Here is a 26892-nt window from a genome sequence, read left to right as displayed (position 1 = left end):
CGGAATGAGTACTACATCCGTACTGTTCATTTTGCTGCTGACACCACTGTGTATCGCAATTCTTAATTTTACCTGCCGTCTGGCGGGTGAGGCCGCGCGCGCACTGACGACAGCACTGCATTCAATTGGGATTATCGCTATTCTGGCGGAATCCCTGTGGGTCGTAACACTGATTTATCAGCAGGGTGACATACTGCTTGCCGATAAATGGCTTCATCTCGACAGCCTCACTGCTCTGTTCCTGGCTATTCTGGGGATCGTGAGTTTTATCACCGGCCTCTACTCTCTCGGCTATATGCGTCATGAAGTCGATGATGGCGCTGTCAGCGTGAATGGGTTGTGTAACTACTATGGCTTCTTCCATCTGTTTATTTTCACGATGTTGCTGGTTATCACCAGTAACAACCTGATTATGATGTGGGCCGCTATTGAAGCCACCACGCTGAGTTCAGTATTTCTGGTGGGGACTTATCGCCAGCGTTCTTCTCTGGAAGCCGCCTGGAAATACATTATTATTTGTTCGGTCGGGGTCGCTTTTGGCTTATTTGGCACTATCCTGGTGTACGCCAATGCCACCACCTTCCTCCCTAATCCGGATGATGCGATTTTTTGGACTGAAGTCCTGACACATGCCTCTGAGCTTGATCCTACCCTGATGAAACTGGCGTTTGTCTTTGTGCTCATCGGCTTTGGGACCAAAACCGGGTTATTCCCGATGCATGCCTGGCTACCCGATGCCCACAGTGAAGCGCCAAGCCCGGTCAGTGCCCTGCTCTCCGCGGCACTGCTGAACTGTGCGCTGCTGGTGATCATTCGCTATAACATCATTATCAGCCAGGCGATTGGTGACCATTTCACCAGCACCTTACTGGTGGTCTTTGGCATGCTTTCTGTCGCTGTCGCCGCCTTCTTTATCCTGGTGCAGAATGATATTAAACGTTTACTGGCCTACTCCTCTGTCGAAAACATGGGACTGATTGCTGTCGCACTCGGTATCGGTGGTCCGCTGGGTATCCTCGCAGCCATGCTGCATACTCTTAACCACAGTCTCGGTAAAACTCTGTTGTTCTGTGGCTCCGGCAATGTGCTACTGAAATACGGCACCCGGGATATGACCAAAGCCAGAGGGATGCTAAAAATCATGCCTTTCTCTGCGCTGCTGCTGGCAGGTGGTGCGCTGGGTCTGGGCGGTATGCCGCCGTTTAACGTCTTCCTCAGCGAATTTATGACGGTGATTGCCGGTCTCAGCGCAGGCTATATCTGGCTGACCATTGTGCTGTTGCTGCTACTGACGCTGGTACTTGGCGGGCTGGTACGTATGGTGGGTTGCGTGCTGTTCGGCAAGGCCCCGGAACCGGTTCGTAAAGGTGAGCTGGGCATACTGACTACTCTGCCGATGGCTATTCTGCTGGTGCTGATGCTGGTCATGGGGACACATATTCCACAGCCGGTGGTGAATATCCTTGAAAATGCCGCCTCAGTCGTACTGAAACATGAACCCGCAACATCACCGCAGTTTAACTGGCCCTGGGCCGCAGGTGCAGAAAGTGCGGTGACCGCGGAAAACTCCGCCATTAAAGGTTTAGAGGCATTAGTGAACTAACGGGGATGTCGTTCACTCAGCATGAGATATCTAACGCCTGTGCGTTAGATATTTCTTGTGATAATAAATAACAGACAATTAACGGATAAATACATCAACAACATTAACTCACTATAATTAACTCCCACTACTACCCCGAAAAAGAAATAATTCACAGCCTCTACCTAATTAATAAAAACCCTTCAAATTAAAATCTAAAAACAAACTAAAAACATTTATTAAAAGTCCATTTTTGATACCTGGATCGATATTTCACTTATAAGCCAAACGTTAATATAGATATATCAACCCGCAGCACGAAATACGTTATTAAGAAAGTGCAGGAGTTATTATGAGTACTGAAAATTCTTTTGATCTGCGTCTTCCTCCGGAAATGGCAAAAATAGCCGAACAGGTTGGTCTTTATAAAACCAAGAAAAAGAAATCATTGTCCTTTTTCCTGGCCATTACTGCCGGTGTTTTTATCTCTATTGGTTTCGTTGCCTATATTACCGTTACCAGCGGGCCAGGCCCCATTGCTGCACCGGTTAAGTTCCTCGGGGGTGTTTGCTTTACTCTTGGACTGATTCTCGTCGTAGTAGGCGGTGCAGACCTGTTTACCTCTACGGTACTTACGGTAATCGCAAAGGCCAGCGGCCTGATTTCCTGGTCAGCGCTAACGATAAACTGGCTGATTGTTTATTTTGGTAACCTTGTCGGAGCGTTATTTTTTGTTGCGCTGATTTGGTGTTCCGGGCAAATGATGTCAGGCGATGGTCAGTGGGGATTAAACGTATTACAGACTGCGGATCATAAAATGCACCACACCTTCTTTGAAGCGGTTTGTCTCGGTACGCTTGCCAATATGATGGTCTGTCTGGCTGTCTGGTTAAGTTATTCCGGTCATACATTAATGGACAAAATGTTTGCCATGCTATTGCCCATCAGTGTGTTTGTTTGCAGTGGCTTTGAGCACAGCATTGCCAATATGTTTCTTATTCCTTTAGCCGTGGTTATTCGCTATTTTGCACCTGACACCTTCTGGTCTCAGATACATCAAAGTCCTGATAATTTTCCTGCACTCAACATTTCTCAGTTTATTACCGATAATTTAATTCCGGTCACTATAGGGAATATCATTGGCGGTGGTGTACTGGTGGGAATAACCTACTGGATAATTTATCTGCGTCAACAGAGTCATTAAGATTATATGTAAATTGTAGTGGCAAAATGAACTCTGCCACTACCTTCCCTGTTCCGTTAAAACTTATATGAAACGCCCAGCATCAGATCGTTAGAGGCCGCTTTAGTAGTGGTATCCAGTGTATCGGTATATGGACCAAAGCTATCCGTTCTGCTGTTGGTGACTTTCCCGCCATCAATATATCTGTAGCTGGCATCGACAGATATGTTAGATGTGACGGCATACTTCACACCGGCTCCAACACCCCAGGCAAAATTATTTGAATTTGCAGACATCGCTTCGCCACTCTCATCTGAAATTTTATGTTTCAGGCGCGATAAGCCAACGCCAGCGGTCAGATAAGGGGTGAAGTCTGATGAATTATAAAAATCGTAGTAACCGTTAACCATATAAGTGTCCATGCGGACTTTATTTTTAACGGTCTCAGAATCACCGTCTTCATCAGTTAATCTCTGTGAACCTTCAGCATCCCCTCTGAATTTCGCTGCCAGCTCGAATCTTACCGGAAGCTGATACTGGTCATTAAAATCGTAGCCAACGGCAACACCGCCACCAAAAACGCCCTTATTGGTATTAGAAAGTTTTGTTGTCTGGCGGCCATCCACAACACCCGCATTGGTTCCCGTATAATCCGCTTTGGTATCGTGAATATTGACGATAGATGAACCTAACTCACCAGTAACATAGATGCCATTATTTGCGGATACAGCGCAGGTATAAAGCGTAGCGATAGCGAGGGTTGAAGCGATAACGGTCTTTTTCATCAGGCAGGTTTCCATATATATGCGTGTTTTTATGCGGGCATAATATGTTTCCAGTTATGTATTTTCATTAGGAATAATCATAAAAGTGAATTTTATGAAATAAATGTGAGTTGGCTGGATAGCCGCCTAATATGAACCGCCCACTTTATCGGGGCGGTTCATTCAGGGCAGGAGCAGTCAATCAAGTATTAACGCTGACTGGGTCAACCCGTACTTCCGCAATACGCTCACGTGCCAGTGTGCAAACGACAATTGCGGCGATAATGTCGAATATGGCCAGAATGACAAATAATGGAGAATAACCAATTTTTACCACGAGAAAACCAAATAACAGGGTAAACAACGTTGCGCCAAGATACCCACTCATTCCACCTAATCCTGTCGCTGTGGCTACCTCATTTTTACCGAACATGTCTGTTGTGACGGAATACAGCGCTCCGGATAACGTTTGATGCGCAAAACCACCTACACAGAGTAAGGCAATAGCGGTATAAGGGCTGGCAACCAGACCAATACAGCCTGGAGCAATCATGCAGAAAGCACCCACAACGGCAACCATCTTACGCGAGTTAAACAATGATACTTTGCAGTATTTATGGAAGAAAGGACTGAGGTAACCGCCCAGGACACAACCGATATCAGCAGCCAAAAACGGTAACCAGGCAAACATAGCAATTTCTTTCAGATTCATGTGACGCTCTGTCATCATGTACAAAGGGATCCATGCGTTGAAAGTCTGCCATGCGGGTTCTGATAAGAAACGCGGAATTGCTATCGCCCAAAAATTGCGAGAGGAAATAATGGCTCTCCAATTGGCTTTTGTTTTTACTTTAGTGTCATCGCGATACTGAGCTTCCTGACCCGATAAAATATAAGTACGTTCTTCATCGGACAACGCTTTCTGATCTTTAGGATGCTTGTAAAAGACTAACCAAATTGCGGTCCATATAATTCCCAGTACCCCAACAATAATAAAAGCCCAGTGCCATGAACCATGCATAATAGCCCAGACCACTAATGGAGGAGCCATTAATGCCCCGACGGATGAGCCAATATTAAACCAGCCAATAGCAACAGAACGTTCTTTTGCCGGAAACCATTCCGTGGTGGCTTTCATCCCGGCGGGGATGCCTGCCGCTTCAGTCAAGCCGAGAATACCACGGAAGAATGCCAAACCTTGCCAGCCAGTAGCAAATGCCGCTGCGGCACAGGCTAGTGACCATAATACAGCAAAGACAGCAAAACCAATTTTAGTGCCTACGGCATCCAAAATATATCCGGCAATGGGTTGCATAACTGCGTAACAGATTTGCCATGCTACAACGACATAGGAATATTCTTGTGTAGACATCCCCATTTCAGCCATCATTGTCGGGGCCGCAACCGATAGCGTATTACGTGCAAGATAGTTTATTATCAACCCGAAAGTGACGAGTCCTACCATCCACCAGCGTATCCCTTTAATCTTTCTCATGCCATTACCGCCAATTATTAAAAGTTATTTATTATTTTTTAATTATCGATGCTATTAACAGAATAATGTCGATCGACTTTTTTAAAGTGTTTTAAGGACAGAGGTTATACCTTCAACATTAATACGTTTCAGATACTCCGTTAATGAATCCGTCAGATTGGGCACTGTATTAAGATTTTGTCCCCAGAGTGTTTCGTTCGCTAACCAGTTACGCGCGATCTCATTAAATGACCAGCGGCCATCATTAACCTGAGTCCAGGCCATTTTGAACCAGTCTAAATTTTCAGTATCATCACTCAGGGAGATTAAATTACCGCGATAGAGTTCCATCGTTGCGGCAAGAGCAATAACCAGTCTGGCAGGTAATTTGCCGTTTAATTTTTGGTAGTTCAGTAACTGCGGCAGAACACGGGCGGCATATTTACTCCAGCTATTAAGCGCTATAGATTCTAACCGATGATGAATAAACGGATTACCAAAACGACGTAATACCTCGACGGCAAACGGATCCAGTTCAGTACGAGGTAACGACAATGCAGGGATAATTTCTTCATCCAGCGTTTGTCGTATATATTCACCCACCACAGGATCCGCTACGGCTTCCCCTACTTCATTCAGCCCGGATAATAAGGCTACGGGGACTAACGTCGTATGACTGCCGTTAAGCACGCCCACCTTGCGCTGTTTATACGGCGTGATGTCATCAACCAGCTGGATATTTAAATCTGCGCCTTCCAGCTTAAGTTCATCCGCTAACCATTGAGGTCCCTCAATGACAAACAAATAGAAGTATTCCGCAGCCACAACAAACGCATCCTGATAGCCTAATTCTTTTTCAATTTCATCACGTTCTGATTGCGGGTAACCCGTAACAATTCTGTCTACCAGGGTTGAGCAAAATGTGCAGGCATCGTGCAGCCAAACAATAAATTCAGGGCCAAGTAACCACAGATGCGCAAAATGTAATACTGCACTTTTCAAAGCCTGACCATTATGATCAATCAGTTCACATGGCAGCAGGACTAAACCTTTATCTATGCTTCCATCAAATGCCTTGAAGCGTTCATGTAAAAATCGGGTCAACTTAGCGGGGAATGAAGCAGGAGGCACATCGTTATAGGCATCCCGATCGTTGATAGTAATACCCGCTTCAGTCGTATTAGAAATAACAAAACGTAAATCAGGGTTATGTGCCAGGGCCAGATAATCACTAAAATTATCAGCGAGATCAATTTCGCGTTCTACACAGCTAATTTTACGATATTCTTTTACTGGCGTTCCTGATTCGTTTAATCCACGAATAAGCGTGGTATAGACACCGCCTTGCGTATTCAATAAAGGTAATGCTGGGTTAGGCCGAGGGCGCACAATAACCACACCAGCATTAAGACTGGTACGTTCATTAAGCAGTTCAATCTGCCAGTCAATAAATGCACGTAAGAAATTTCCTTCACCAAATTGTAAAAACTTGATCGGTAAATTAAATGGAATATCACGATTCAAAGATTGCATTAAAATTGCCTCAAAGGTAAAAATTTAATTTCAAAAAAAATAATATTGCTTCAGGCGAAATTGTTTAGCGAATACAGGCCGCTCTAATTCATAATTAGTTAGCACTGTAGTCGCTAAAGTTATCGACTGATTTTTAAGATTACAATTATGTCGGGTTTATCCGTATCAGCTAAAGTGACGGGATAAGTAATTACAATCCGAAATAACGTTTAGCGTTTTCATAGCAAATATCGCGCACAATTTGAGTCAGCGTTTCTTCTTCTGCCGGATACTCTCCGCCTTCAACCCACTGACCCAACTGTCTGCACAATAATCTACGGAAATAATCATGACGTGGGTAAGAAGCAAAACTGCGCGAATCAGTCACCATACCCACCGAGGTTCCCAGAACGCCGTGATTCGCCAGGGTTATAAACTGCTGCAAGTTGCCTTCTTTATGATCGTTAAACCACCAGGCCGGGCCAAATTGCAATTTACCGGCGAGTTCACCGTTCTGGAAATTACCGATCATAGTAGACAGAACGTCATTCATATTGGGGTTCAGACAGAACAGCATCGTCTTGGGAAGCTGATTGGTACTATCAAGGGTATCCAGAAGTGTCGCAATACCTTCGCTACAGCTCATATCTGAAATGGAATCGTAACCGGTATCCGGACCGAGAGCATTCAGCATACGGCTATTATTGTTACGCTGCGCGCCAATATGTAAGCACATTGCCCAGTCATATTTTGCATAGACACGACCAAGCTCTACCATCATAGCGCGAATATATTGCCCTTCTTCTTCCAGATTTAATACGTTACCTGCGAGACGCTTTTGAAACAGAGCTTCAAGCTGTTGTGGACTTACAGACTGAACCGGAAGCGCGATGTCTATCGCATGATCGCTGATACGCGCCCCCTGAGTATGAAAGAAAGAAACCCGGTTCGCTAATGCCTCAATCAGGTTGCTGAAAGAAGAAATCGTAATACCTGAAACCTGGCCTAATTTACTCAAATACTCAATAAAGTCGGGTTTGTTAATCCGCATCGCTTTATCCGGACGATAGGCAGGTAAAACACGTGTTTTCAGCCCGGATTTAGCAATTTCACTATGCTGTAACAAGTCGTCGGCCGGATCGTCGGTGGTGCAAGCAATCTCTACTTTAGCTTGTTCCAGCAGTGACCAGGTATCCATAGTCGCGAGCTTGGCATTCGCCTCTTCCCAGATCTGCTTTGCATTTTTCTCATTAATTATAAGATTAATGCCAAAAATACGGCGGAGCTCAAGATGGCTCCAGTGGTAAATAGGATTACCGATGGCATGAGGTAATATTTTGCAGAAAGCATGAAATTTCTCCTCATCCGTTTTATTTCCGGTAATAAAATCTTCGGATACGCCGGCACTACGCATTAAACGCCATTTGTAATGATCGCCACCTAACCAGAGTTCTGCCATGTTACGAAATTTTTTCCGGGCGGCAATTTCGCTTTGCTGCAAGTGCGAGTGATAGTCAATGATAGGCAATTCAGCCGCAACATCGTGATACAGACGCTGTGCTGTCGCGGTATCTAACATGAAATTCTTGTCCATAAAAGCAGCCATCATATACAACCTCTGGTCATTAAATTATGTGTAATCCGCCTCATTCTTATCTACTCAACAGCAGCATAATATTAATATGGCGAACTGATATATCAGTATTATGCTCTGATATATCAGAGCTAAAATGTGACAACCGTCATAGTTAACATAAATAATTAAAAAGACCCCGATTAGTCATGGAAATAGTTACCGAAGTGTTATAGGCGATGAGCAAATGGTTATTTCATGTAAATTAATGGTTGGAGAGATAATTTTTAATGGGTTAATGAAGGCAATGATGCTAAATTAGATTTGTACCTGAGTTCTCGACCTCATGGCTAATTTATCTAAAACACCTAACTACATTGAGATAGATAAATCGGTAGTGATTGATTGTAAAGTTGTCGTTACAATAGTTATAAAATTGTGTTTAAGGAAAAAAATGAGTACAGATGACATCATAAAACTAATATTAATGGTAATCGTAACCGTGTGGTTTGGATATAAATTCAACCAGTCCAAAAAAATGATCCGCCTGGTCCCTCTGTTGATTGCTTTATTTGCTGTTTATCAAATAATACTTCCTTATATATGATTAACCAGGTAATGCATAAATAATATGACAACATCCGGTAACCATCCTCCCGGTATATGACAATATCTATTAGCAGTATGACTGGATTATATTTTTTAGATGCTATACTCAAAATTTAAAATTGCCCGGTATACCCCACAATAATTCGAGTTACTTACAGCCGCGAAGCTCAGCTTTGATTTATGAGTCAATCTATTTATCACTGCTGTCATGAGGGCGTGCAAACTCGTTACGAAGGATAGCACCGGGTGTTGAGGCCTCTTGAGAATTTGCATCATCATGACGTTTTTTCAGTGACGGCTAACCGGCTTTACACGATAATGAGAAAGTTTAACCTGTTGTTATTGAGTCATAATCCCGAATAGTCTGAGAGAGAGCATAAGGGTAAAATCGCGGTAGCAAAAAGTGATATGCGTGGTGTTCGTAATCAAGCATCTATAATGACTACGGATATACCATACTAATGCATCGACAACAGCTTTAGAGTTTATCAGATGAATTACTCAAAATTACAAGAAACCCAATCAGGGCAAATACAGCAAGATGGATTGAGCGCATCGCGCCGGATTTATCTCTATTTACGCCAGCAAATTATTGAGATGAGCATGCCGCCGGGTATGCGTGTCATTGAGCGAGAAATTGCTGAAGCTCATGGGATAAGCAGAACCCCTGTTCATGAAGCCGTTCAGCGTCTGGCTGAAGATGGTTTGATAGAAATACGTCCCCGAGTGGGAACCTTTGTCGCCAGAATACCTCTGGATGCCCTTGAAGAAGCCATGCTAATACGTACTGCACTGGAACAGACCGTTGTTGCTGAAGCAGCCAAGCGCTCAACGACAGAAGGCATTAACTTGTTGCACGATATTATCAATACTCAGAATATCTGCGCTCAGGCGGGTGATACAAAAGGATTTCATCAGGCTGATGAAGCCTTTCACGTCCAGCTGGGTATCATCTCAGGTCACCCTGGTATATGGCCAATTATCCTTCAGGCAAAAATTCAAATTGACCGCTACCGGCAGCTAACGTTACCCCTACCAGGCAGAATGACAGTGGTCGTGGATGAACATATTTCCATTGTAAATGCCGTTGCCAGCCATAATGCCGATGAGGCTATATCCGCAATGCGCCAGCACCTGGACCAGGTATTACCTGTGCTAAAAATCACGAATGTTATGCACCCAGAATACTTTATTCCTCATCCACATGAATAGTTATCCGCCTACGATAGGAGCCTGGATGGCACTGTTGAAATATTTGAGTGTAGTGCTGTGATGGACATCCAACTCACTAAGGTGCCGGAGAGGGGTTGATTTCCTGGACACAAAGTCAGCTGAACTCATTTAATTGGCAAGGGCTTCAAAATGATTAGGGCTTAGCCAGCCCAATGAAGAATGCAGCCTTTTGTCATTGTAGTATGTCTCGATATAACGAAAAATACGCATTCTGGCTTGCTCATGTATAGGGTGCAGTGAATACAGGGTTGAGAATGTTATCTCTAGTCTCATAAAGGATTTTGTCAGGATAAAAACGGCAGTTTTTTTCGGGCTCCTTTTGCCCTTAAACCTTGTTGTCACATCATGCGCGCAATACGCTTACCCATAATTTATTCCGTACCTGGCTAAAAACAACTTTGATAACGGATCTTTTCTGGGGTTCCGAAGTAGAACCCCAATTTCTATTTTACATTATGCTTTGTTTGATTTTTTGAAAAAATCCTTATATTAGCCAGACTTGGAATACACATTCCAAGCAGGATAACTCCCCCTCCTACTATCACATTAGTACTCATTTTTTCATTTAAAATGAGTATTGCAAAAAAAGCCGAGAACACTGGCTCAAAATTATAAATTAAAGTAGCTCTTTCTGGTGATGTATATTTTTGATACTTGGTTTGTATCCAGAAGGCTATAACAGTGGAGAATATTGAAGTGAATAATAAAACAAATAGAATATTAAATGACCATGTTTTGGGAAAGTATGAGTCATCTATAGCGGCGTTAGCGATAAGCATTACAATCGAAACGGAAATAAATTGCAGTACAGTTAATACTGTATTGTCATAAACCTTAGATATTTTATCTAAGTATAAAATATGAATTGATGTAAATAACGACCCAATAATAACCAACGTATCGCCATAGTTAATTGAAATATTATGCACATCAGATATTATAAATATACCCAGAAGACCGAATAGTGATGAAATAACTGATGATTTGTCAAATGATTTTTGTTTGAAAAGCTTTGGTATAATTACAACCCATATAACGCTTAAACCAGCCAAAAAACCCGTGTTAGATGCAGTTGTGAATTTCAGACCAAAAATAAGAAATAGAAATGATACTCCTAATATTGAACCTAACAACACTCCATGCAATATAAATCTATAATTAATTAGATTTAACTTATTAAATATAAACGGAAGCATAATTACTGATGAAAAAACAAACCTTAACCACAATATTGTTGTGACAGGTTCATCAGATATAGCCAGTTTCATGACGGGAAATCCAATACCCCATCCGGCAGCAACTATAAATAATAACAACTCTGTTTTTTTAAACATATTCAATTCAACCCTTTGAATCTGTTGACTGTTTCGATAATTATACCCAGTGATTGAATAATATCTTTCTCTGTAGTGAAATGATTGAAGCTTAATCGTATTGAATTTTGTATCCTATCTTCACTCAGATCCATTGCTGATAATACATGGCTGCCCTTTTGTTCTGCAGACATGCAGGCTGAACCACTACTTAGTGATATTTTAGATTTTATTTTTTTTAAAAAAGTACTGCTTTTTAAACCATCCAGAGAGAAATTAATCGTATTTGGCAGGCTATTGTAAACATCCCCATTAATTAATACACCTGGTATAGAATCAGTTAATTTCTTTATAAAGAATAATTTCAACTCAAACATTTCATTCATTTTATTTTCAGCGCAAAATTCTTTTATAAGACTTACTGCTTTAGCCATTCCTGCTATTCCTGCTAAATTTATTGTTCCGCTACGAAAACCTTTCTCTTGTTCTCCTCCATGAATTAATGGATAACGATTTAACAAATTACTATGCTTACAATAAATTGCACCAACTCCTTTAGGCCCATAAAATTTATGCGCTGAAAAACTTGCGAAATCTATATTATAATCCTTGAATGAAAATGGTATTTTTCCTATAACTTGAGCAAGATCTGTATGAAACAATACATTATTTTCCTTTGCAATATTACCCATTTCTTTTATTGGCTGTAAAACACCAGTTTCATTATTGGCCCCCATGACACTTATAAGCCTGGTGTTCTTTTTGATCGCACTTCTTAATGAGTCAACATTAACAACACCATTTTTATTTACGGGTAGGTAAGTTATCTCAACGCCTTTACTTTCAAGATAACCACATGTATTTAATATACATTTATGTTCAATTTTGCTTGTTATTATATGGATTTTTTCTGTAGGAAATAATTCTACTAATGATTTCAATATAGTATTGTTAGACTCAGTCGCGCCGGAATTAAAATAAATTGAGTCAATTTCAGCCCCTAAATTTTCACATATGGAGTCTCTATATTCTTTAAGACGAATGGAAGATTTAATACCTTCAAAGTGACTTAACGATGCGGGGTTAGCATAATCATTAATCATGCTATTTATAATTACATCCATGACCTCTTTGATTACTGGGGTTGTTGCATTGTTATCTAAGTAAATCATTTACATTAGTCCTCGACTATCTCAACCATTTCATTATCATCACCAATATAAAATATGTTGTTTATATTAACTGGCATTTGTTGTTCGTCAGAAAAAAGTTTCAATGCTAATCTTCCTTGAGTCACCTTCGTCTTGTCTTCTATTTGAGACCAGTCAAAAATTATTATCTGATGGTTATTGTATCTTTTATTTAATGTACTAATTATATCTTTATAGTGCTGAGCCATTAACAATGGGCATCTGGCTGATATTCTATTTTCATTTTTTTTAGCAAGAAGAAACCTAACTTCATCTTTTTCATACATAATATCAACTTTACCATCCACCTCCTTACTCATTATCAATTCTTTATTATTTTTTATTTTCTTTAAAGAATCTATCGCTCTATTCTTAGTCGTTCTTTCATTAAATATGATGAACTTATCTCTTTTTATTAATTTGTTTAATTGTATTATGGCTTCTATTTCTTGATTTAATTCAACTTCATTTTTATCAGTAGTGTTTTTTATTTCACAAGTGTTATTGTTTGAGCAATTCAATCCCAAGTTATCAATAAGTATACCAAAAGCCAGTCTGACTCCTTTTTTGTGTTTTTTGATGATTTGTTTTGAAAAATAGATGGCCTCATTAAGCGAGTTTATAGAAAAATCATCAGGCCCATAATTGCTATTATAATGCCCACCTTCTAAATAAACGATCACATCATTAGATACTATCTGCTCATCTAGTAAATTCAGAAAACTCCTGGTATTTTCACTGTACATACATAACTCCTTTATTTACAAACCCGTATTGTAATATATACCCACATTTATAGAATGGTTATTTAATAGCGTTATGTAAACATCCATTAATGAATGGTTAACCTTGAGTTTTAATATCGCATATTTTGTTTTTCTTGGTTTAATTATCTATTTATCATGAATAAAAAGACTTTATATTTAGGCTACTAAAGTTATTCCTATTTTTAGTTCTATCACCCGTATTTCCGTCCGATATGTTCGGCTAATACACCCAACAAAAGCGTTCTATATCAGCTTCCCCGGATTAATAAATTCCAGCATGACGCTATGTTTCTCAGCCCACTGTTCCTGTGTCAGGGAAATAAATTCCGGGCCATTATCCATGCAGCGTTTTAATTACTCGCTTAAGGTTCCAGACGTTTCCCTGCCGACGAATGATATGAAAAAACGTCTTAAACCGTATCGTAGGTAGCATTCTGCTGCTTCCCAGTGCCGCGAGGGTGGATATGCCTGCGGTAACTGTTCCAGTACTCACCACACTACCGCCCATGGTTGAAATGATCGATGATGGTAGGATTTATGACTGATTACGATACTCTAAAATCGACAGATTTTGAGAGTAAAGGATGGGCTAATATTGAATAGGCTGAGTAGCTTGCAGATAACGCGTTCAGACAGTCGACAGATATAATCAAGCTATATCCGTCGACCGTCTTCCCTGTAGTAATCACACGGATATCTGAAGAAATAATGAGTCGACAATAAAACGTTAATTGACCGTAATACCCAATTTCTTCATTCTGGATAATAAAGTTGTACGTTTTAATCCCAGGCGTTGTGCTGCACCTCTCGGCCCGGCCACCACGCCGTTGGTTTCTTTTAATACCTGAATGATATGCTCGCGCTCATCATCCTCATGCAGCATGGGGGCGGGAGCAGGAGTTGAGGCCGCAACATTGAGCGGATATTTTATTTCCGGCAGCTGTAAGTCCAGTACTGAACCTCGGGATAATAACACTGCGCGTTCAATAACATTCTCCAGTTCGCGCACATTACCCGGCCACGGCATGCGGCTCAGCTGGCGAAGGGTTTCTGAAGGAATACTGTCGATGGTACGTTTCATGCGTTTGGCTATTTTATAGGTGAGAAATTTCACCAGTTGGGGAATATCTTCTGGGCGTTCACGCAGGGGGGGAATAACAATCGGAAAAACATTCAGCCGGTAAAAGAGGTCGCTGCGAAATTCTTTATCCATCACCATCTGACCCAGATCCCGGTTGGTTGCCGCAACAATACGCACATCCACAGAAATCAGCTTGCTGCCACCGACGCGTTCAAATTCTTGCTCTTGTAAAATACGCAATAGCTTAGGCTGTAACTCAATGGGAATTTCCCCGACTTCATCAAGGAATAAAGTACTTTTATCGGCCAGTTCAAAACGGCCCATACGCTGGGTGGTTGCGCCGGTAAATGACCCTTTTTCATGGCCAAATAAATCACTTTCCATTAATCCGGCGGGCATCGCCGCGCAGTTCATTTTAACCATGCGCTGATTACGGCGATCGCCCAGGTCATGAATCGCACGGGCAATCAGTTCTTTACCGGTTCCCGTTTCGCCAAGGATCAGTACCGTGCAGTCGCTTTTCGCGACGATTTCAACCTGCTTTAACACTTCCGACATGCTGGCACTACGGCCAACAATATCGCTGAAATTCGGGTTATTACTGTTAATTTGCTCGGTAAGATAGAGGTTTTCGTGCTGAAGCTTTTCCTTGAGGCTTTTAATTTCCTGGTAGGCTAAAGCATTATCCACCGCAATCGCAATACGGGCGGCGATTTGCTGCAATACCCGCAGGTTAGCAGCATTAAAATTATCCGGCTGACAGCGGGCCAGTTCTAGTACACCTAATGTTTTATGCCCGAAACACAGAGGGAGTAAGCACAAGGTTTTGGTCTGGTCGCGCCAGAGTCGATTGAAAAACTTACTCTTATCCTCGTCAATCCCTTCACCGGCCTTCACGTTGGACAGCAGCATTTTACCGTTCTTCATCACCTGCTGTTCCAGTGAACCCGCAAGCCTCATATGTGTCTGTTCGCGTTCTGCAATATGGCTCGGCAGATAATGCGTCGAGTAAACGCTGGCCTGGTCGCTCTCTTTATCGGCGTCACACAATACAATGCTGATGGCATTAATGTGGAAGAAATGGTGAATGGATTTGGCAATTTCACCCGTCAGCTCATCAAGATCGAGCTTGGACAGTACCGCGTTAGTAATATCAACCAGAATACGGAAGTCATCGCGCTCATGGCGCAGCATGGCCTGCTGGTGCAAGGCATTCTCACGCAGCTGGATCTGTTCGACGGCGATGGCAGTTAGTAAGCAGAGTTCATATAAACCATTCTGATCTTCCTGGCTGAACGGCTCGCCACGCTGACGAGTGAACTCACAGCCGCCCAGTGTCCGGGTCGAGATCCGCAAAGGCACCAGACAATAGTCAGAAAACTCCGGGTAAAGTTTTAACGCAGCCAGTTGAGGATAGCGAAAATGCAGCGCTTCCCAGCTCCAGGCCGATGTTTGAGGGTGAGCGAGCAGGCTGTGTACCGGCCCGCCCGCCAGCAGGGTTTCATCTTCGTAGGTCACCGGCTGATGCTGGGCATCGATACCATAAAAACTGACGCGGGCACTATTGTCGTCGAACAGCACAAGCGTCACGGCGTCAGCAATCCCTGCTGTCTGGATAACCTGAGTTAAGGTTTCCAGCAGCGACGTCATATTCTGTTGCTGCAACAGTGTGCGCGCAAGCTCCAGTAATCCTTTATGTTTCGTGACGCTTATGGTGGTACTCGGCATAGTGTTTGCTCTAAATAACATCGATTATGGAAACAGGTTGTTTCAAAAATTAAGACGCTGAAAAAAGTGTACTCCTTTCAACGTAGTCGAGCCCCAGACAAGATCAACAAATACGGGGTAAAGGTTCTGCGTGAGGTAGCATTAACTGGCGAGAAATACCCAAAGCACCGCGCAAACACACTTGTGGGTTTTCTGTCACCTCACCGATGGTCGCGGCATCCATGCCCAGCGGATGGCTACGTAATAGCGCCAGTACCGCCTCTTCTTCCTCGGCTGACACGACCACCACCATTTTGCCTTCGTTGGCAAAATTCAGCGGCTCCAGGCCCAGCAGTTCACAAATGCCACGCACCGCCGGTTTTACCGGCAGGCTATTTTCATCGATACAAATACCAAAACCACTGGCGGCACTGAACTCATGTAAAATCGCGTTCACGCCGCCACGGGTTGCATCACGCAGAGCATGAACCCCAGCTTGTTCACGCAGAGGAGCAATCATCGGTGCCAGCACGGCACAGTCACTCTCGACCCCTAAATCCATGCCTAAATTTTCGCGCAGGTTAAGAATAGCGGCCCCGTGGTCACCCAAAGTGCCGCTGACTATGACTTTATCGCCAGCTTTAATATGAGTTGCCGCCCAGTTCACTTCGGTCGGAATAACGCCAATCCCGGCGGTATTAATAAATATTTTATCGGCAGCGCCTCGCTGAACCACTTTGGTATCACCGGTGACAATCGCAATTCCCGCATCCCTTGCCGTCTGCGCCATGGCGCTAACAATTTTCTGTAAGTCATCGAGCGGCAACCCTTCTTCCAGAATAAAACCGCAGGAAAGATAGGCCGGGGTTGCACCACTCACAGCCAGATCGTTTGCCGTTCCGCAGACCGCCAGTTTACCGATATTACCGCCCGGGAAAAAAATCGGGTCAATCACGTAGCTGTCGGTAGTAAATGCCAGTCGGTCGCCCTGCGCAGTCAGACTGGCTAGCGACAAGCGCGCACCATCTTCCCGTTCATTAAGCCAGGGATTATCAAACGCGCTGAGGAACATCTGTTCGATTATCTGCTGCATCGCGCGACCACCGCTGCCATGCGCCATGGTGATAACTTGTTTGTTCTCATTCATCCTGACTGACCTTCTGTTGTTGGCACTTGGGCTGAGGTTTATTCGCGAGAGCCTCTTCCTGATGACGATACTGATACCATGCGGCACAGGCCCCTTCTGAAGAGACCATCAGTGCCCCAAATGCGTTATGCGGCGTACAGCCGCTACCGAACAATGGACATTCATGGGGTTTACAGCGCCCGGTTAACACTTCACCGCAACGGGAACGCGGATCGTCGGCAACTGACTGAGCCTGCGGACTGAAGCGGCGTTCGGCATCAAAGCTCGCGTAGGCGTCAGTCAGGGAAATACCGGACTCTTCAATTAAGCCTAGTCCACGCCACTCGCTGCTTCCAGCAAGCATAAAGACTTCGTTCATCGCCTTTTGTGCAAGCAGGTTACCCTCGGTCGGTACCACGCGGCTGTATTGATTCTCGGTTTTACAGGTTTGCTCACAAACTTGCTCTACCAGCATCAGCACACTTTGCAGCATATCCAGCGGTTCAAAGCCACTGATAACCAAGGGTTTACTAAACTCTTCATTGATAAAATGATAGGGAGTGATGCCGGTTATCATGCTGACGTGGCCGGGTGCCAGGAAGGCATCAATCCGCACATCCGGCTGCGAAAGCAGACTGCGTAAAGTTGGCATCAGGCTGATATGCTGGCAAAAGACGCTAAAATTGGTCAGACCTTCGCGTCGTGCCTGCTGCAGGGTGACGGCGGTGACGGGCATCGTGGTTTCAAAGCCCAGGGCGAAGAAGACCACTTGCCGTTCAGGATTTTCACGCACCAGTTTCAGGGCATCAAGTGGGGAGTAAACCACCCGGACATCGGCCCCACGCTCACGCGCCTGGATCAGGGAGCCTTGTTTTCCCGGCACCCGCAAGGCGTCACCAAAGGTACAAAAAATCACCTCAGGGTGAGAAGCGATTTCGCAGCAGGCATCAATGCGCCCCATAGGTAATACACACACCGGGCAGCCAGGACCATGAATAAATTCCAGCTGTGGGGGCAGCAGTTTATCGAGGCCGAATTTAAAAATAGCATGAGTATGACCGCCGCAAACTTCCATAATCTGCATCGGTTTTTTCGCGCTGTAGGGCAGGAATGCCGCCCGCTGGTGTAGCCGTTCAATCAGCGTTTTTGCCAGTTGAGGGTCGCGGAATTCATCAACAAAACGCATTATCTGGCCTCCCCGGCGCCGAGGAACAGGGCAACATCCGCCTCGACTTCTTCCATGGCATGTAATGCCGCCAAGGTTTCCAGCGCTTCCTGCTCATCTAACCGGCTGAGGGCAAAGCCAACGTGGATTAACACCCAGCAGCCTATCAAAGCTTCGGGATCTCCCTCAGAGACCAGCGCAATATTCACTTCACGTCGTAGCCCGCAAACCTCAGCCCAGGCATGGTCGGGCTGCTGTTGATGCAGGGCAACAATTTGTCCCGGAATGCCTATGCACATAGTTGTTGCTCCAGCCATGTCAGCCACAGCTCCATACCCTCGCCGCTGGTGGCGGAAAGCTGGATCACTTCAATCTGCGGATTCACCTGGCGGGCATTGGCGATGCAGGTTTCGACGTCAAAATTGACATAGGGCAGCAGGTCAATTTTATTCAAAATCATCAGGCTTGAAGCGGCAAACATATGCGGATACTTCAGCGGTTTATCTTCCCCTTCAGTGACGGATAGCACCGCTACTTTATGGCGTTCGCCAAGATCAAAGCTGGCCGGGCACACCAGGTTTCCGACATTTTCTATAAACAGCAGGCTGTTATTTTTCGGCGCTAGCTGATGCAGCGCATCGTGAACCATCTGCGCATCCAGATGACAACCTTTGCCGGTATTAACCTGAATGGCGGGAACCCCGGTGGCACGGATACGGTCAGCATCATTGGTGGTTTGCTGGTCACCTTCGATGACCGCGCAGTCAACCTGAGCAGCTAAGCGAGTCAGGGTGCTGGTCAGCAAGGTGGTTTTACCTGAGCCCGGGCTGGACACCAGATTCAGTGCCACAATCTTCGCTGTGGCAAAATGCTCGCGATTATGGGTCGCGATATGGTTATTTTTCGCCAGCACGTCCATTTCGATATCCACCAGCCGACGTGGCGCAAACGGCAGTCCGTGACTGTCAGCATGAGAATGTTCGTGGGAATGGTGATGAGTGTGTTCAGGGCTGACGCCTTCGATACGAAGTTCGCCGCTGGCACAACCGCAGGTACTACACATAGCTTTCTCCCCGGGTAAACCGCTACCCGTTATTCGATTTCAATTCGTTTAATTTTCATGCCGTCGTCAGCGACCACTCGCACATCTCGTCCGCCGCAGATCGGGCAGAGCAGCACACTAGGGCTGAGTAAGGTGATCTCCTGCTGGCAGTGATAGCACCAGCTTTCGGCCTGTGGTGTTTCAAGATGTAATTCGCAGCCTTCAGCGAGCGTTTCACGACACGCCAGTTCAAAGCAAAATTGCACCGCTTCCGGCTCTACACAGGAAAAGGCGCCTATTTCCATCCAGACCGCGGTAATTTTCCGGGCATTATTTTGCCGCCCAAACTGCTGCATTATTTCTACCGCATTCTGACATAAGGTGATCTCGTGCATTATTATCCGCCATCCGGAGATTAATAAAGAGAGTATGAAAGAGTGACTGCAATATTGATGCCAGAAATAATGAGAAGGTTCAGAATACCCCTCAATAACGCGCCATCATATATGTCGAAATAAAGTGTCATCGACATGTCATCGTACTTTTCACCCGGTCAGGAAAATAATTAGCAGTCGCTTTAACTTATTAATAATAAATAAGTAATCAAAAAATTGTGGAAACTGGCACGCTTTATGCCAGTACCAGTGTATGCACCCTCTTTTTGTCGTCACTTTTTGCATCCCGGCGAATAAAAAAAGGCACCGGCACATCATTTAATTACGGGTAATAACAATGAGTACTCTGAGCGATCTGACCAATAAAGCAGATTACATTGCCAGCAAAAACAACCATCTGAAAGCGCAATGGAGCCTCTATCAGAACAGTCTGACGCAGGCAGTAACCCATTCAAATAAAAAGATAAATCATGATTTCAGCTGCGGCGAAGAGAGGGGTGTCTGCTTTACGCTGTTTGACTATTTTTCCGTCAGTATTTACCTCAGTGACGACTTCTATAGCCAGGATATTGTTTACAGCCTGAATATGGCGCATAGCAATGAAGTCGATGATTTTAAAACATTTGCCCATGCCACGCTGAGCGAAGAAGGCTTAGTCGATGGCTCTGTGGATATCAAAGATAAAAACGCGGTGCTGGAACATTATCTCAGTAAAATTTCAGCTATTTATCAGTGTATTTTTGATTCGCTGAAAAGTAATCAACCTATTCATCCGCAGCTCGAAAAATTACTCGGCAATGCCTGAGTTAATTCTGAAATAAATTATTGCTGCGGCAGTAAAGAGATATTTCAGCACCGTTTTTACTGGGTTCAACTCCGACATAAATGTCGAAATATCAAATTAAGTGCCGATTTCGTCACTTTTGATGAAATACTGAGGAGACTTCATGAGCGTTAAACATGCCATGAATCAATATGTGATAGCCGATCCGAAACTGTGTATCGGCTGCAATACCTGTATGGCGAGTTGTTCGCAGGAGCATCAACGCCAGGGTTTACAATCCGCACCCCGTCTACAAGTGATGAGGAACCGTCTGGATTCGGCACCGGTGATGTGTCACCAGTGTGAAGATGCCCCTTGCGCCCAGGTGTGTCCGGTCAATGCTATCACACGCGAAAATGACGCCATTTATCTGAATGAAAGTCTGTGCGTGAGCTGCAAACTCTGCGCACTCGCCTGCCCATTCGGCGCCATTACCTTCTCCGGCAGTACACCTCTGGATATCCCCCTGGACTGTAATACCTCAAAAGCACGACCTGCCCCACGTCCACCGCGGGCTGTCAGTCCGTTCCTGGACTGTGTGCCGGGCGTGCGTGCGGTAGCGGTGAAATGCGACTTGTGCAATTTCAGCTCTGAAGGCCCGGCCTGTATTAAAACTTGTCCGACACAGGCCATCACGCTGGTCACCCCGGCACTAAGTGAGAATGCCAGCCAGCAAAAACGGCTGAATGCGATGAATGTCTTTTCGACCAGGCTGACCACCTTCGATGTCCCTGATGAGGGAGCCAAATAATCACAACAATATTTCCAATGGCTCCGGCATCTCTGAGATTAGTTTCAAAGCGGACTGCTGGCTGACCTGACATTTTTCTTATCTCACGACTGTGGGAAGAGGCTTTGTAATGAATGAATTCAATACTGCATTAAATCAAAACCCGGTCGGCAAAGCGTATCTGGCGGATCTCGAAAAGCAATTCCCATCGGCCATTTTAGGCAGCAGCTGGCAAACCGATACCCAGGCCACCGTCACCATCAGGCTCAACTGGTTACCTGAAGTGGTTGAATGGCTGTATTACCAGCAGGGTGGCTGGCTTTCCGTGCTGTTCGGTAACGACGAACGTACCCTCTGCGGCAATTATGCGCTGTATTACGTGCTGTCGATGGAAAAAGGGGTGAAGTGCTGGATAACAGTACGTGCTGAAGTTGATCCTGTTTCCCTGGAATTCCCTTCCGTGACACCGCGTGTTCCTGCGGCGGTCTGGGGTGAACGTGAAGTCCGCGATATGTATGGTTTGCGCCCTGTCGGGCTACCGGATGAGCGTCGACTGGTGTTACCGGATGACTGGCCGGATGATTTATATCCTCTGCGTAAAGATGCGATGGATTATCGTCAGCGCCCGGCGCCAACTACCGATACAGAAACCTATCCGTTTATTTCTGAGGCCAAAGAGAGCAGCAATATTGTGCCGATTGGTCCGCTTCACGTCACTTCTGACGAACCCGGACACTTCCGCCTGTTTGTTGATGGCGAGGATATTATCGATGCCGACTATCGTCTGTTTTACGTGCACCGTGGCATGGAGAAACTGGCGGAAACCCGTATGGGTTATAACGAAGTCACCTTCCTCTCAGACCGGGTATGTGGGATCTGTGGTTTTACCCACAGCGTGGCTTATACCTCTTCGGTCGAAAATGCGATGGGCATTGAAGTCCCTGAACGCGCTCAGATGATCCGTTCTATCTTGCTTGAGGTCGAACGCCTGCACAGCCACCTGCTTAACCTCGGGTTAGCTTGTCACTTTGTCGGTTTTGACTCCGGTTTTATGCAGTTTTTCCGCGTCAGAGAGCAGTCAATGAAGATGGCGGAGATCCTCACCGGGGCACGTAAAACCTACGGTATGAACCTGATTGGCGGTATGCGCCGCGATATTCTCAAAGATGACATGATAGCCACTATCGCACTGGCGGGTGGCATGCGCCGGGAGCTGAACGACCTGGTTAATATTCTTCTCAGTACCGCCAATACCGAACAGCGTAGCGTCGGGGTCGGTATTCTTGACCCGCAGGTAGCGCGTGATTTCAGTAACGTCGGGCCAATGGTGCGTGGCAGCGGTCATCGTCGTGATATGCGCCAGGATCATCCTTATGCCGGTTACTCAAAATTACCTTTTGAGCTCTATAGCGAAACCGGAAATGACGTCTATTCCCGCTTAAAAGTGCGTATTCACGAAGTGTTCAACTCGCTGGATATGATTGAGTTTGGCCTGCAAAACCTGCCCAGCGGTCCGCTGGCGGTGGAAGGTTTCAACTATATTCCGCATCGTTTTGCCCTCGGTTTTGCTGAAGCCCCGCGTGGGGATGATGTTCACTGGAGCATGACCGGTGATAACCAGAAACTGTTCCGCTGGCGCTGCCGTGCCGCCACCTACGCTAACTGGCCAACGCTTCGCTATATGTTACGCGGCAATACGGTATCTGATGCACCGCTTATCATCGGTAGTCTCGATCCTTGCTATTCCTGCACCGACCGCATGACGGTCGTCGATGTGCGTAAGAAAACCTCCATTGTGGTGCCTTACAAAGAGATAGAACGTTACGGCATCGAACGTAAAAATTCGCCGCTTTAAGGAACTGTTCATCATGCTGAAACTGATTAAAAAAGTACTCAAAACCGGCGACGCCACCGTGTCTTACCCGTTTAAGCCACTCGATCTTGCGCCTAACTTTCGCGGTAAGCCACAATATACTGCTCAGCAGTGTATTGCCTGCGGTGCCTGCGCTAACGCCTGTCCGTCGAATGCACTAACCATGACCACATCAGAAGATGGCGAAACCATCCGTTGGTCGCTGTTTTTAGGTCGCTGCATTTTCTGCGCGCGCTGCGAGGAAGTTTGCCCGACCGCCGCTATTTCGCTGTCACAAGAGTTTGAACTGGCCGTGTGGCGTAAAGAAGACTTATTTGAAACAGCCGATTTCCCTGTCTGCCACTGTCGTTCCTGCGGCAAACCTTACGCGGTACAAAAGGAAATCGACTTCGCACTCAGCCTGTTGCAAGAGAGCGCGGCACTGAGCGACAAACAAATTGCCGAGCGTCGGGAACAGTACGAAACCTGTCCTGAATGTAAAAAACGCCACAGTCTTTCTTCTTCCGACCGGATTGATATCGGCCGCCATATGACAACGGAGGCCCATCCATGAGTCATAACCCGATTGCGCCACGTGATGCGAACGGTCTGCCCGTCCCCATTACGCTGGATGAGAGTATCGCTAAACTAAAATCCACGCTGCTGCATAGCATTCGTCGTTCGGCCTATGTTTATCGCGTAGACTGCGGCGGCTGTAATGGCTGTGAAATTGAGATTTTCGCCGCTATTTCGCCGTTATTCGATGCAGAACGCTTTGGTATTAAAGTGGTTCCGTCGCCGCGCCATGCTGATATTTTGCTATTTACCGGGGCCGTAACCCGTGCCATGCGCATTCCCGCCATGCGCGCCTGGGATAGCTCCCCTGACCCCAAAATCTGTGTTTCCTACGGCGCTTGCGGTAACAGTGGCGGTATTTTCCACGACCTGTATTGCGTCTGGGGCGGCACGGATAAAATCGTACCGGTGGATGTCTATATTCCCGGCTGCCCGCCGACACCCGCCGCAACCATTTACGGCTTTGCCATGGCTCTGGGTTTGCTCGATCAGAAAATAAAAGGTCAGCAACACGACGAAGCTGCCCGCGAACCCGCGGCATTATTACACCCCGCTTTACCGCAACCGCTGCGCGTGCTGCTGGACCGCGAGGCGCACCGTATGGCGGGTTACCGCTATGGCCGCCAGATTGCCGACCAGTTTATGGATTTGGTGGTCGCACCGGGTACTGAGTCGGTTGAACAACGGGTAGCGAGTTATCTTGACCAGCGCGGTGACCTGCGCCTTAACGAGATTGTCGGTAATCTGCTGCATATCTATCAGCAGGTACTGCGCGGAGAGGTACGTCTGTGATGAGCCACGTTAACGAACAGCGCTATGCGCGCCACCAGCCTTATGCCGGGCAGCCTGACAAAAACAAAGTCATTTTTTATTCGCTGAGCAGCAAATTTGTCGATGAAGAAAAGGCCCGAAAACATAGCTCACAAAAAGTGCAGGAAGTGGTGTATTACAGCCTGGCTATTGGTCATCACCTCGGCGTTATCGACTGTCTGAAATCACGCCTTGAATGTCCGCTGGACGGCTATATTAGCTGGGTTAACTGCCTGCCAGAAGAGAGCGAGGCGCACCGTAAGCTGGCCGGCGTACAGCGTTTCGGCGAGATCAATATTGATAGCAGCCATACCCACTTGCTGGCGCTGGCATTGCGCGATGCTCGACCAAAAATGACCCCGGAACAACAGGGCTGGAGCGATGCGCTTATCGCTCTGCTGACACAAATTGAATACGATCCCGCCATGTATCTGATGGTCAGGAGGTTTGATGCGTGATGTAAACTCCCGCTTTGCGCTGCTGTGCGTCGGCAACAGTATGATGGGGGATGACGGTGCAGGTCCGCGTCTTGCAGAGCTGTGTGCTGAACAACCTCTCTCTGGCTGGACGGTGGTTGACGGCGGTGCTGCGCCTGAAAATGATATCGGTTTTTTACGCGAGCTACGCCCGGAACATCTGGTGATTGTCGATGCCACCGATATGGGGCTGGCGCCCGGTGAAATGCGCATTATCGACGAAGATGATATCGCCGAGATGTTTATGATGACCACCCACAATTTACCGCTTACCTTCCTTATTCAGCAATTGCGCGAGGATATCCCGCAAATCACCTTTGTCGGTATTCAGCCGGATGTGGTGGCCTTTTACTTCCCCATGAGTGCCGTCGTTGAACAGGCGGTAAAACGTCTTCATCAGCTATTGCCTGCCCTGGAACAAGATTTAGGGATTGCGCCTTTTAAACAGGAAACTGACTGATATCCCTCTCATTCACGAGTCTGACAGCCGTCAGACTCCTTTTTTGATAGCAATAAAATGCGATAACCCGTACTTCATATCTTACGCAGAATATTACTGAGAGAGTTGAGGTATGAATTCCAGACGGATAATGATTAACGCCTGCGTCATTCTTATCCTCGGTTTACTATCGATTGACCTGTATAACCCCGCCCTACCATCCATTAAAATAGCATTGAATATCACTGATGCTCAGGCGCAAAGAATGGTGGTCTGGTATCTGGGCGGTTTTTCCGTATCGCAGTTAATTTACGGGCCGATGTCAGATAAGTATGGTCGAGTCCCGGTCATATTACTGTCACTGTTTCTTGCAGCATTAGGTAATTATTTAACGTCAACCGCTGAAAGTTACCACGCATTATTAGCCTTCCGTTTATTCACTGGCCTGGGAGCAGGTGGCTGTCCGGTGATTAGTCGGGCGATTCTGAGTGATACCTTTAAAGATAAGGCTGAGCTATCAAAATCACTTACCGTATTTTCTATGGCATCCCAGATATCCCCGGCACTGGCACCAATTATTGGCGGTTATATCACGGCCCATTTACCCTGGAAATATAACTTCCTGGCCCTGGCTCTGTTTATGTGTCTGGGATTCTTGTTTGTCAAAATAACCTTAAGGGAAACGGTACCCAAAAGAAGAGTGTCTCAGGGAGCTTTTTCCGGTTTTATCGTTTTATTGTCCAGTCGCAAATTTGTTATTTATAGCCTTGTCTCTGCAATATTATTTGCCATTACCATTGGTTATTTTACCGCAAGCCCTTTTGTGTTTCAGAGGCAATTTAATCTCTCCCCGCAACAAAATGGCTATGTATTTATCGCCTATTCCGCTGGCATTGTTACTGGCTCCTGGCTGACCAAAAGAGGATTAACCTGGGTAACACCGGAAAAACTCCTCAGGGTTTCGTTGCCGCTGCTGGTCATCGTCACTTTGTCCGCCTTTCTGGCTACTCAGTCTACATCCCTGTTGTCGGTGGGATTTATCGTAACGTATAGCGCGGCCGTCGGTCTCGGTTGTGGCCTCTCTTCCCCTTTGCTGCTGGGTATCAGCCTGCATGGTCATCCGGGGTTAGCCGGAACCGGGAGCGCGTTGCAAGGCACGCTAAAAATGGCGGATGCCGCGCTGGTGTTATGGTTTTTCGCAGGCGGACATACGGCGACTGCCTCGGGGCTTTTACTGGCTTTATTTATCCTGTCACTGATGTGTTTTGCGTTAATCACCCTCCCCCTTTCAAACCGCGAGTAGCCTGATAACGGCTGTCGACACAACTGTCGACGTCATGACGACAGCCGAATGTCATCAGCAAATAAATTCGTCACCGCCGGAAAACAAATATATAACGCACTGAATCAAATGAATAATTTTTAAATTAAAAAACTGGCACGTTTTGTGTATTACCCATGCAAACCCTT

25 protein-coding genes are annotated in these 26892 nt (G+C 45.7%); 11 read left to right on the top strand and 14 right to left on the bottom strand.

The features are described 5' to 3' along the window. The first annotated feature begins 4 nt into the window (after positions 1-4). Both M2387_RS20315 and focA read left to right on the top strand, forming a co-directional pair. The gene (locus M2387_RS20315; protein WP_259052113.1) at positions 5-1603 is read left to right on the top strand and encodes a hydrogenase 4 subunit F; all 1599 of its coding nucleotides are present in this window, start codon (positions 5-7) and stop codon (positions 1601-1603) included. Between the two features lie 331 nt (positions 1604-1934). Continuing rightward, a complete protein-coding gene (gene focA, locus M2387_RS20310; RefSeq protein ID WP_259052111.1) occupies positions 1935-2786 on the top strand; it encodes a formate transporter FocA in 852 nt (283 codons plus the stop codon). A gap of 56 nt (positions 2787-2842) precedes the next feature. Here the strand turns inward: focA and M2387_RS20305 are convergent, their stop codons facing one another. The 4 genes from M2387_RS20305 to uxaC form a co-directional block, all read right to left on the bottom strand. Then, positions 2843-3550 carry an outer membrane protein gene (locus M2387_RS20305; RefSeq protein ID WP_259052109.1) on the bottom strand — a complete coding sequence of 236 codons (708 nt, stop codon included), beginning with the start codon at positions 3548-3550 and terminating at the stop codon, positions 2843-2845. 181 nt (positions 3551-3731) lie between these two features. Continuing rightward, complete coding sequence (locus M2387_RS20300; RefSeq protein ID WP_259052107.1) at positions 3732-5024, bottom strand: MFS transporter; 1293 nt, start codon at positions 5022-5024, stop codon at positions 3732-3734. Between the two features lie 81 nt (positions 5025-5105). Further along, positions 5106-6536, bottom strand: a complete 1431-nt coding sequence (locus M2387_RS20295; protein WP_259052106.1) for a tagaturonate reductase — start codon at positions 6534-6536, stop codon at positions 5106-5108. Between the two features lie 190 nt (positions 6537-6726). Further along, entirely contained in the window at positions 6727-8109 is a 1383-nt protein-coding gene (gene uxaC / locus M2387_RS20290; RefSeq protein WP_259052105.1) for a glucuronate isomerase, read from the bottom strand. A gap of 1080 nt (positions 8110-9189) precedes the next feature. Here uxaC and M2387_RS20285 point away from each other — a divergent pair. Beyond that, positions 9190-9909 (top strand): GntR family transcriptional regulator, encoded by a 720-nt coding sequence (locus M2387_RS20285; protein ID WP_259052103.1) that lies wholly within the window; start codon positions 9190-9192, stop codon positions 9907-9909. Between the two features lie 129 nt (positions 9910-10038). Here M2387_RS20285 and M2387_RS25955 read toward each other — a convergent pair whose 3' ends face one another. From M2387_RS25955 to hypA, 10 genes are all read right to left on the bottom strand, one after another. Further along, the gene (locus M2387_RS25955; RefSeq protein ID WP_409040177.1) at positions 10039-10140 is read right to left on the bottom strand and encodes an IS3 family transposase; all 102 of its coding nucleotides are present in this window, start codon (positions 10138-10140) and stop codon (positions 10039-10041) included. Positions 10141-10373: 233 nt separating this feature from the next. After that, positions 10374-11264, bottom strand: a complete 891-nt coding sequence (locus M2387_RS20280; protein ID WP_259052102.1) for a DMT family transporter — start codon at positions 11262-11264, stop codon at positions 10374-10376. 2 nt (positions 11265-11266) lie between these two features. After that, positions 11267-12415, bottom strand: coding sequence for a cysteine desulfurase family protein (locus M2387_RS20275; RefSeq protein WP_259052101.1), 1149 nt, complete (start codon positions 12413-12415; stop codon positions 11267-11269). A 5-nt stretch (positions 12416-12420) separates the two neighbouring features. Continuing rightward, positions 12421-13179 (bottom strand): hypothetical protein, encoded by a 759-nt coding sequence (locus M2387_RS20270; RefSeq protein WP_259052100.1) that lies wholly within the window; start codon positions 13177-13179, stop codon positions 12421-12423. A 748-nt stretch (positions 13180-13927) separates the two neighbouring features. After that, a complete protein-coding gene (gene flhA / locus M2387_RS20265) occupies positions 13928-16009 on the bottom strand; it encodes a formate hydrogenlyase transcriptional activator FlhA (RefSeq protein ID WP_259052096.1) in 2082 nt (693 codons plus the stop codon). A 103-nt stretch (positions 16010-16112) separates the two neighbouring features. Beyond that, positions 16113-17135: a hydrogenase expression/formation protein HypE gene (gene hypE / locus M2387_RS20260; RefSeq protein WP_259052094.1), complete on the bottom strand. Its 1023-nt coding sequence runs from the start codon at positions 17133-17135 to the stop codon at positions 16113-16115. Beyond that, positions 17128-18300, bottom strand: a complete 1173-nt coding sequence (hypD, locus tag M2387_RS20255) for a hydrogenase formation protein HypD (RefSeq protein ID WP_259052091.1) — start codon at positions 18298-18300, stop codon at positions 17128-17130. Before hypD ends, hypE begins: the two co-directional genes overlap by 8 nt. Beyond that, complete coding sequence (gene hypC / locus M2387_RS20250) at positions 18300-18578, bottom strand: HypC/HybG/HupF family hydrogenase formation chaperone (RefSeq protein ID WP_259052088.1); 279 nt, start codon at positions 18576-18578, stop codon at positions 18300-18302. Before hypC ends, hypD begins: the two co-directional genes overlap by 1 nt. After that, positions 18569-19342 carry a hydrogenase nickel incorporation protein HypB gene (hypB, locus tag M2387_RS20245; RefSeq protein ID WP_259052087.1) on the bottom strand — a complete coding sequence of 258 codons (774 nt, stop codon included), beginning with the start codon at positions 19340-19342 and terminating at the stop codon, positions 18569-18571. Before hypB ends, hypC begins: the two co-directional genes overlap by 10 nt. Positions 19343-19371: 29 nt before the next feature. Next, positions 19372-19716 (bottom strand): hydrogenase maturation nickel metallochaperone HypA, encoded by a 345-nt coding sequence (hypA, locus tag M2387_RS20240; RefSeq protein WP_259052085.1) that lies wholly within the window; start codon positions 19714-19716, stop codon positions 19372-19374. Positions 19717-20053: 337 nt separating this feature from the next. On the opposite strand from hypA, the gene M2387_RS20235 reads away from it, so the two are divergent. From M2387_RS20235 to M2387_RS20200, 8 genes are all read left to right on the top strand, one after another. Then, entirely contained in the window at positions 20054-20521 is a 468-nt protein-coding gene (locus M2387_RS20235) for a formate hydrogenlyase regulator HycA (protein ID WP_259052083.1), read from the top strand. Positions 20522-20681: 160 nt separating this feature from the next. Continuing rightward, positions 20682-21290, top strand: coding sequence for a 4Fe-4S dicluster domain-containing protein (locus tag M2387_RS20230; protein WP_259052456.1), 609 nt, complete (start codon positions 20682-20684; stop codon positions 21288-21290). Positions 21291-21399: 109 nt separating this feature from the next. Next, complete coding sequence (locus M2387_RS20225) at positions 21400-23124, top strand: hydrogenase large subunit (protein ID WP_259052081.1); 1725 nt, start codon at positions 21400-21402, stop codon at positions 23122-23124. 13 nt (positions 23125-23137) lie between these two features. Then, the gene (locus M2387_RS20220; protein ID WP_259052079.1) at positions 23138-23695 is read left to right on the top strand and encodes a formate hydrogenlyase complex iron-sulfur subunit; all 558 of its coding nucleotides are present in this window, start codon (positions 23138-23140) and stop codon (positions 23693-23695) included. After that, on the top strand, positions 23692-24489 hold the full coding sequence (locus M2387_RS20215) for an NADH-quinone oxidoreductase subunit B family protein (protein ID WP_259052076.1): 798 nt from the start codon (positions 23692-23694) through the stop codon (positions 24487-24489). The genes M2387_RS20220 and M2387_RS20215 overlap by 4 nt, the downstream gene beginning before the upstream one ends. Further along, on the top strand, positions 24489-24965 hold the full coding sequence (locus M2387_RS20210; RefSeq protein ID WP_259052074.1) for a formate hydrogenlyase maturation HycH family protein: 477 nt from the start codon (positions 24489-24491) through the stop codon (positions 24963-24965). Before M2387_RS20215 ends, M2387_RS20210 begins: the two co-directional genes overlap by 1 nt. Then, positions 24958-25443, top strand: coding sequence for a hydrogenase maturation peptidase HycI (gene hycI / locus M2387_RS20205; RefSeq protein WP_259052073.1), 486 nt, complete (start codon positions 24958-24960; stop codon positions 25441-25443). Before M2387_RS20210 ends, hycI begins: the two co-directional genes overlap by 8 nt. A 112-nt stretch (positions 25444-25555) precedes the next feature. Further along, entirely contained in the window at positions 25556-26725 is a 1170-nt protein-coding gene (locus M2387_RS20200) for a multidrug effflux MFS transporter (RefSeq protein ID WP_259052072.1), read from the top strand. Positions 26726-26892: the final 167 nt, after the last annotated feature.

This window comes from Klebsiella sp. BIGb0407 (assembly GCF_024807845.1).
Taxonomy (GTDB): Bacteria; Pseudomonadota; Gammaproteobacteria; order Enterobacterales; family Enterobacteriaceae; genus JGM124.
This window is presented reverse-complemented; position numbering and strand designations above follow the sequence as displayed.

Excerpts from the sequence above, each read along its gene's own strand:
- M2387_RS20315 (WP_259052113.1), top strand. The coding sequence starts at position 5 with ATGAGTACTACATCCGTACTGTTCATTTTGCTGCTGACACCACTGTGT.
- focA (WP_259052111.1), top strand. The coding sequence starts at position 1,935 with ATGAGTACTGAAAATTCTTTTGATCTGCGTCTTCCTCCGGAAATGGCA.
- M2387_RS20305 (WP_259052109.1), bottom strand. The coding sequence starts at position 3,550 with ATGAAAAAGACCGTTATCGCTTCAACCCTCGCTATCGCTACGCTTTAT.
- M2387_RS20300 (WP_259052107.1), bottom strand. The coding sequence starts at position 5,024 with ATGAGAAAGATTAAAGGGATACGCTGGTGGATGGTAGGACTCGTCACT.
- M2387_RS20295 (WP_259052106.1), bottom strand. The coding sequence starts at position 6,536 with ATGCAATCTTTGAATCGTGATATTCCATTTAATTTACCGATCAAGTTT.
- uxaC (WP_259052105.1), bottom strand. The coding sequence starts at position 8,109 with ATGGACAAGAATTTCATGTTAGATACCGCGACAGCACAGCGTCTGTAT.
- M2387_RS20285 (WP_259052103.1), top strand. The coding sequence starts at position 9,190 with ATGAATTACTCAAAATTACAAGAAACCCAATCAGGGCAAATACAGCAA.
- M2387_RS25955 (WP_409040177.1), bottom strand. The coding sequence starts at position 10,140 with ATGCGTATTTTTCGTTATATCGAGACATACTACAATGACAAAAGGCTG.
- M2387_RS20280 (WP_259052102.1), bottom strand. The coding sequence starts at position 11,264 with ATGTTTAAAAAAACAGAGTTGTTATTATTTATAGTTGCTGCCGGATGG.
- M2387_RS20275 (WP_259052101.1), bottom strand. The coding sequence starts at position 12,415 with ATGATTTACTTAGATAACAATGCAACAACCCCAGTAATCAAAGAGGTC.
- M2387_RS20270 (WP_259052100.1), bottom strand. The coding sequence starts at position 13,179 with ATGTACAGTGAAAATACCAGGAGTTTTCTGAATTTACTAGATGAGCAG.
- flhA (WP_259052096.1), bottom strand. The coding sequence starts at position 16,009 with ATGCCGAGTACCACCATAAGCGTCACGAAACATAAAGGATTACTGGAG.
- hypE (WP_259052094.1), bottom strand. The coding sequence starts at position 17,135 with ATGAATGAGAACAAACAAGTTATCACCATGGCGCATGGCAGCGGTGGT.
- hypD (WP_259052091.1), bottom strand. The coding sequence starts at position 18,300 with ATGCGTTTTGTTGATGAATTCCGCGACCCTCAACTGGCAAAAACGCTG.
- hypC (WP_259052088.1), bottom strand. The coding sequence starts at position 18,578 with ATGTGCATAGGCATTCCGGGACAAATTGTTGCCCTGCATCAACAGCAG.
- hypB (WP_259052087.1), bottom strand. The coding sequence starts at position 19,342 with ATGTGTAGTACCTGCGGTTGTGCCAGCGGCGAACTTCGTATCGAAGGC.
- hypA (WP_259052085.1), bottom strand. The coding sequence starts at position 19,716 with ATGCACGAGATCACCTTATGTCAGAATGCGGTAGAAATAATGCAGCAG.
- M2387_RS20235 (WP_259052083.1), top strand. The coding sequence starts at position 20,054 with ATGAGTACTCTGAGCGATCTGACCAATAAAGCAGATTACATTGCCAGC.
- M2387_RS20230 (WP_259052456.1), top strand. The coding sequence starts at position 20,682 with ATGAATCAATATGTGATAGCCGATCCGAAACTGTGTATCGGCTGCAAT.
- M2387_RS20225 (WP_259052081.1), top strand. The coding sequence starts at position 21,400 with ATGAATGAATTCAATACTGCATTAAATCAAAACCCGGTCGGCAAAGCG.
- M2387_RS20220 (WP_259052079.1), top strand. The coding sequence starts at position 23,138 with ATGCTGAAACTGATTAAAAAAGTACTCAAAACCGGCGACGCCACCGTG.
- M2387_RS20215 (WP_259052076.1), top strand. The coding sequence starts at position 23,692 with ATGAGTCATAACCCGATTGCGCCACGTGATGCGAACGGTCTGCCCGTC.
- M2387_RS20210 (WP_259052074.1), top strand. The coding sequence starts at position 24,489 with ATGAGCCACGTTAACGAACAGCGCTATGCGCGCCACCAGCCTTATGCC.
- hycI (WP_259052073.1), top strand. The coding sequence starts at position 24,958 with ATGCGTGATGTAAACTCCCGCTTTGCGCTGCTGTGCGTCGGCAACAGT.
- M2387_RS20200 (WP_259052072.1), top strand. The coding sequence starts at position 25,556 with ATGAATTCCAGACGGATAATGATTAACGCCTGCGTCATTCTTATCCTC.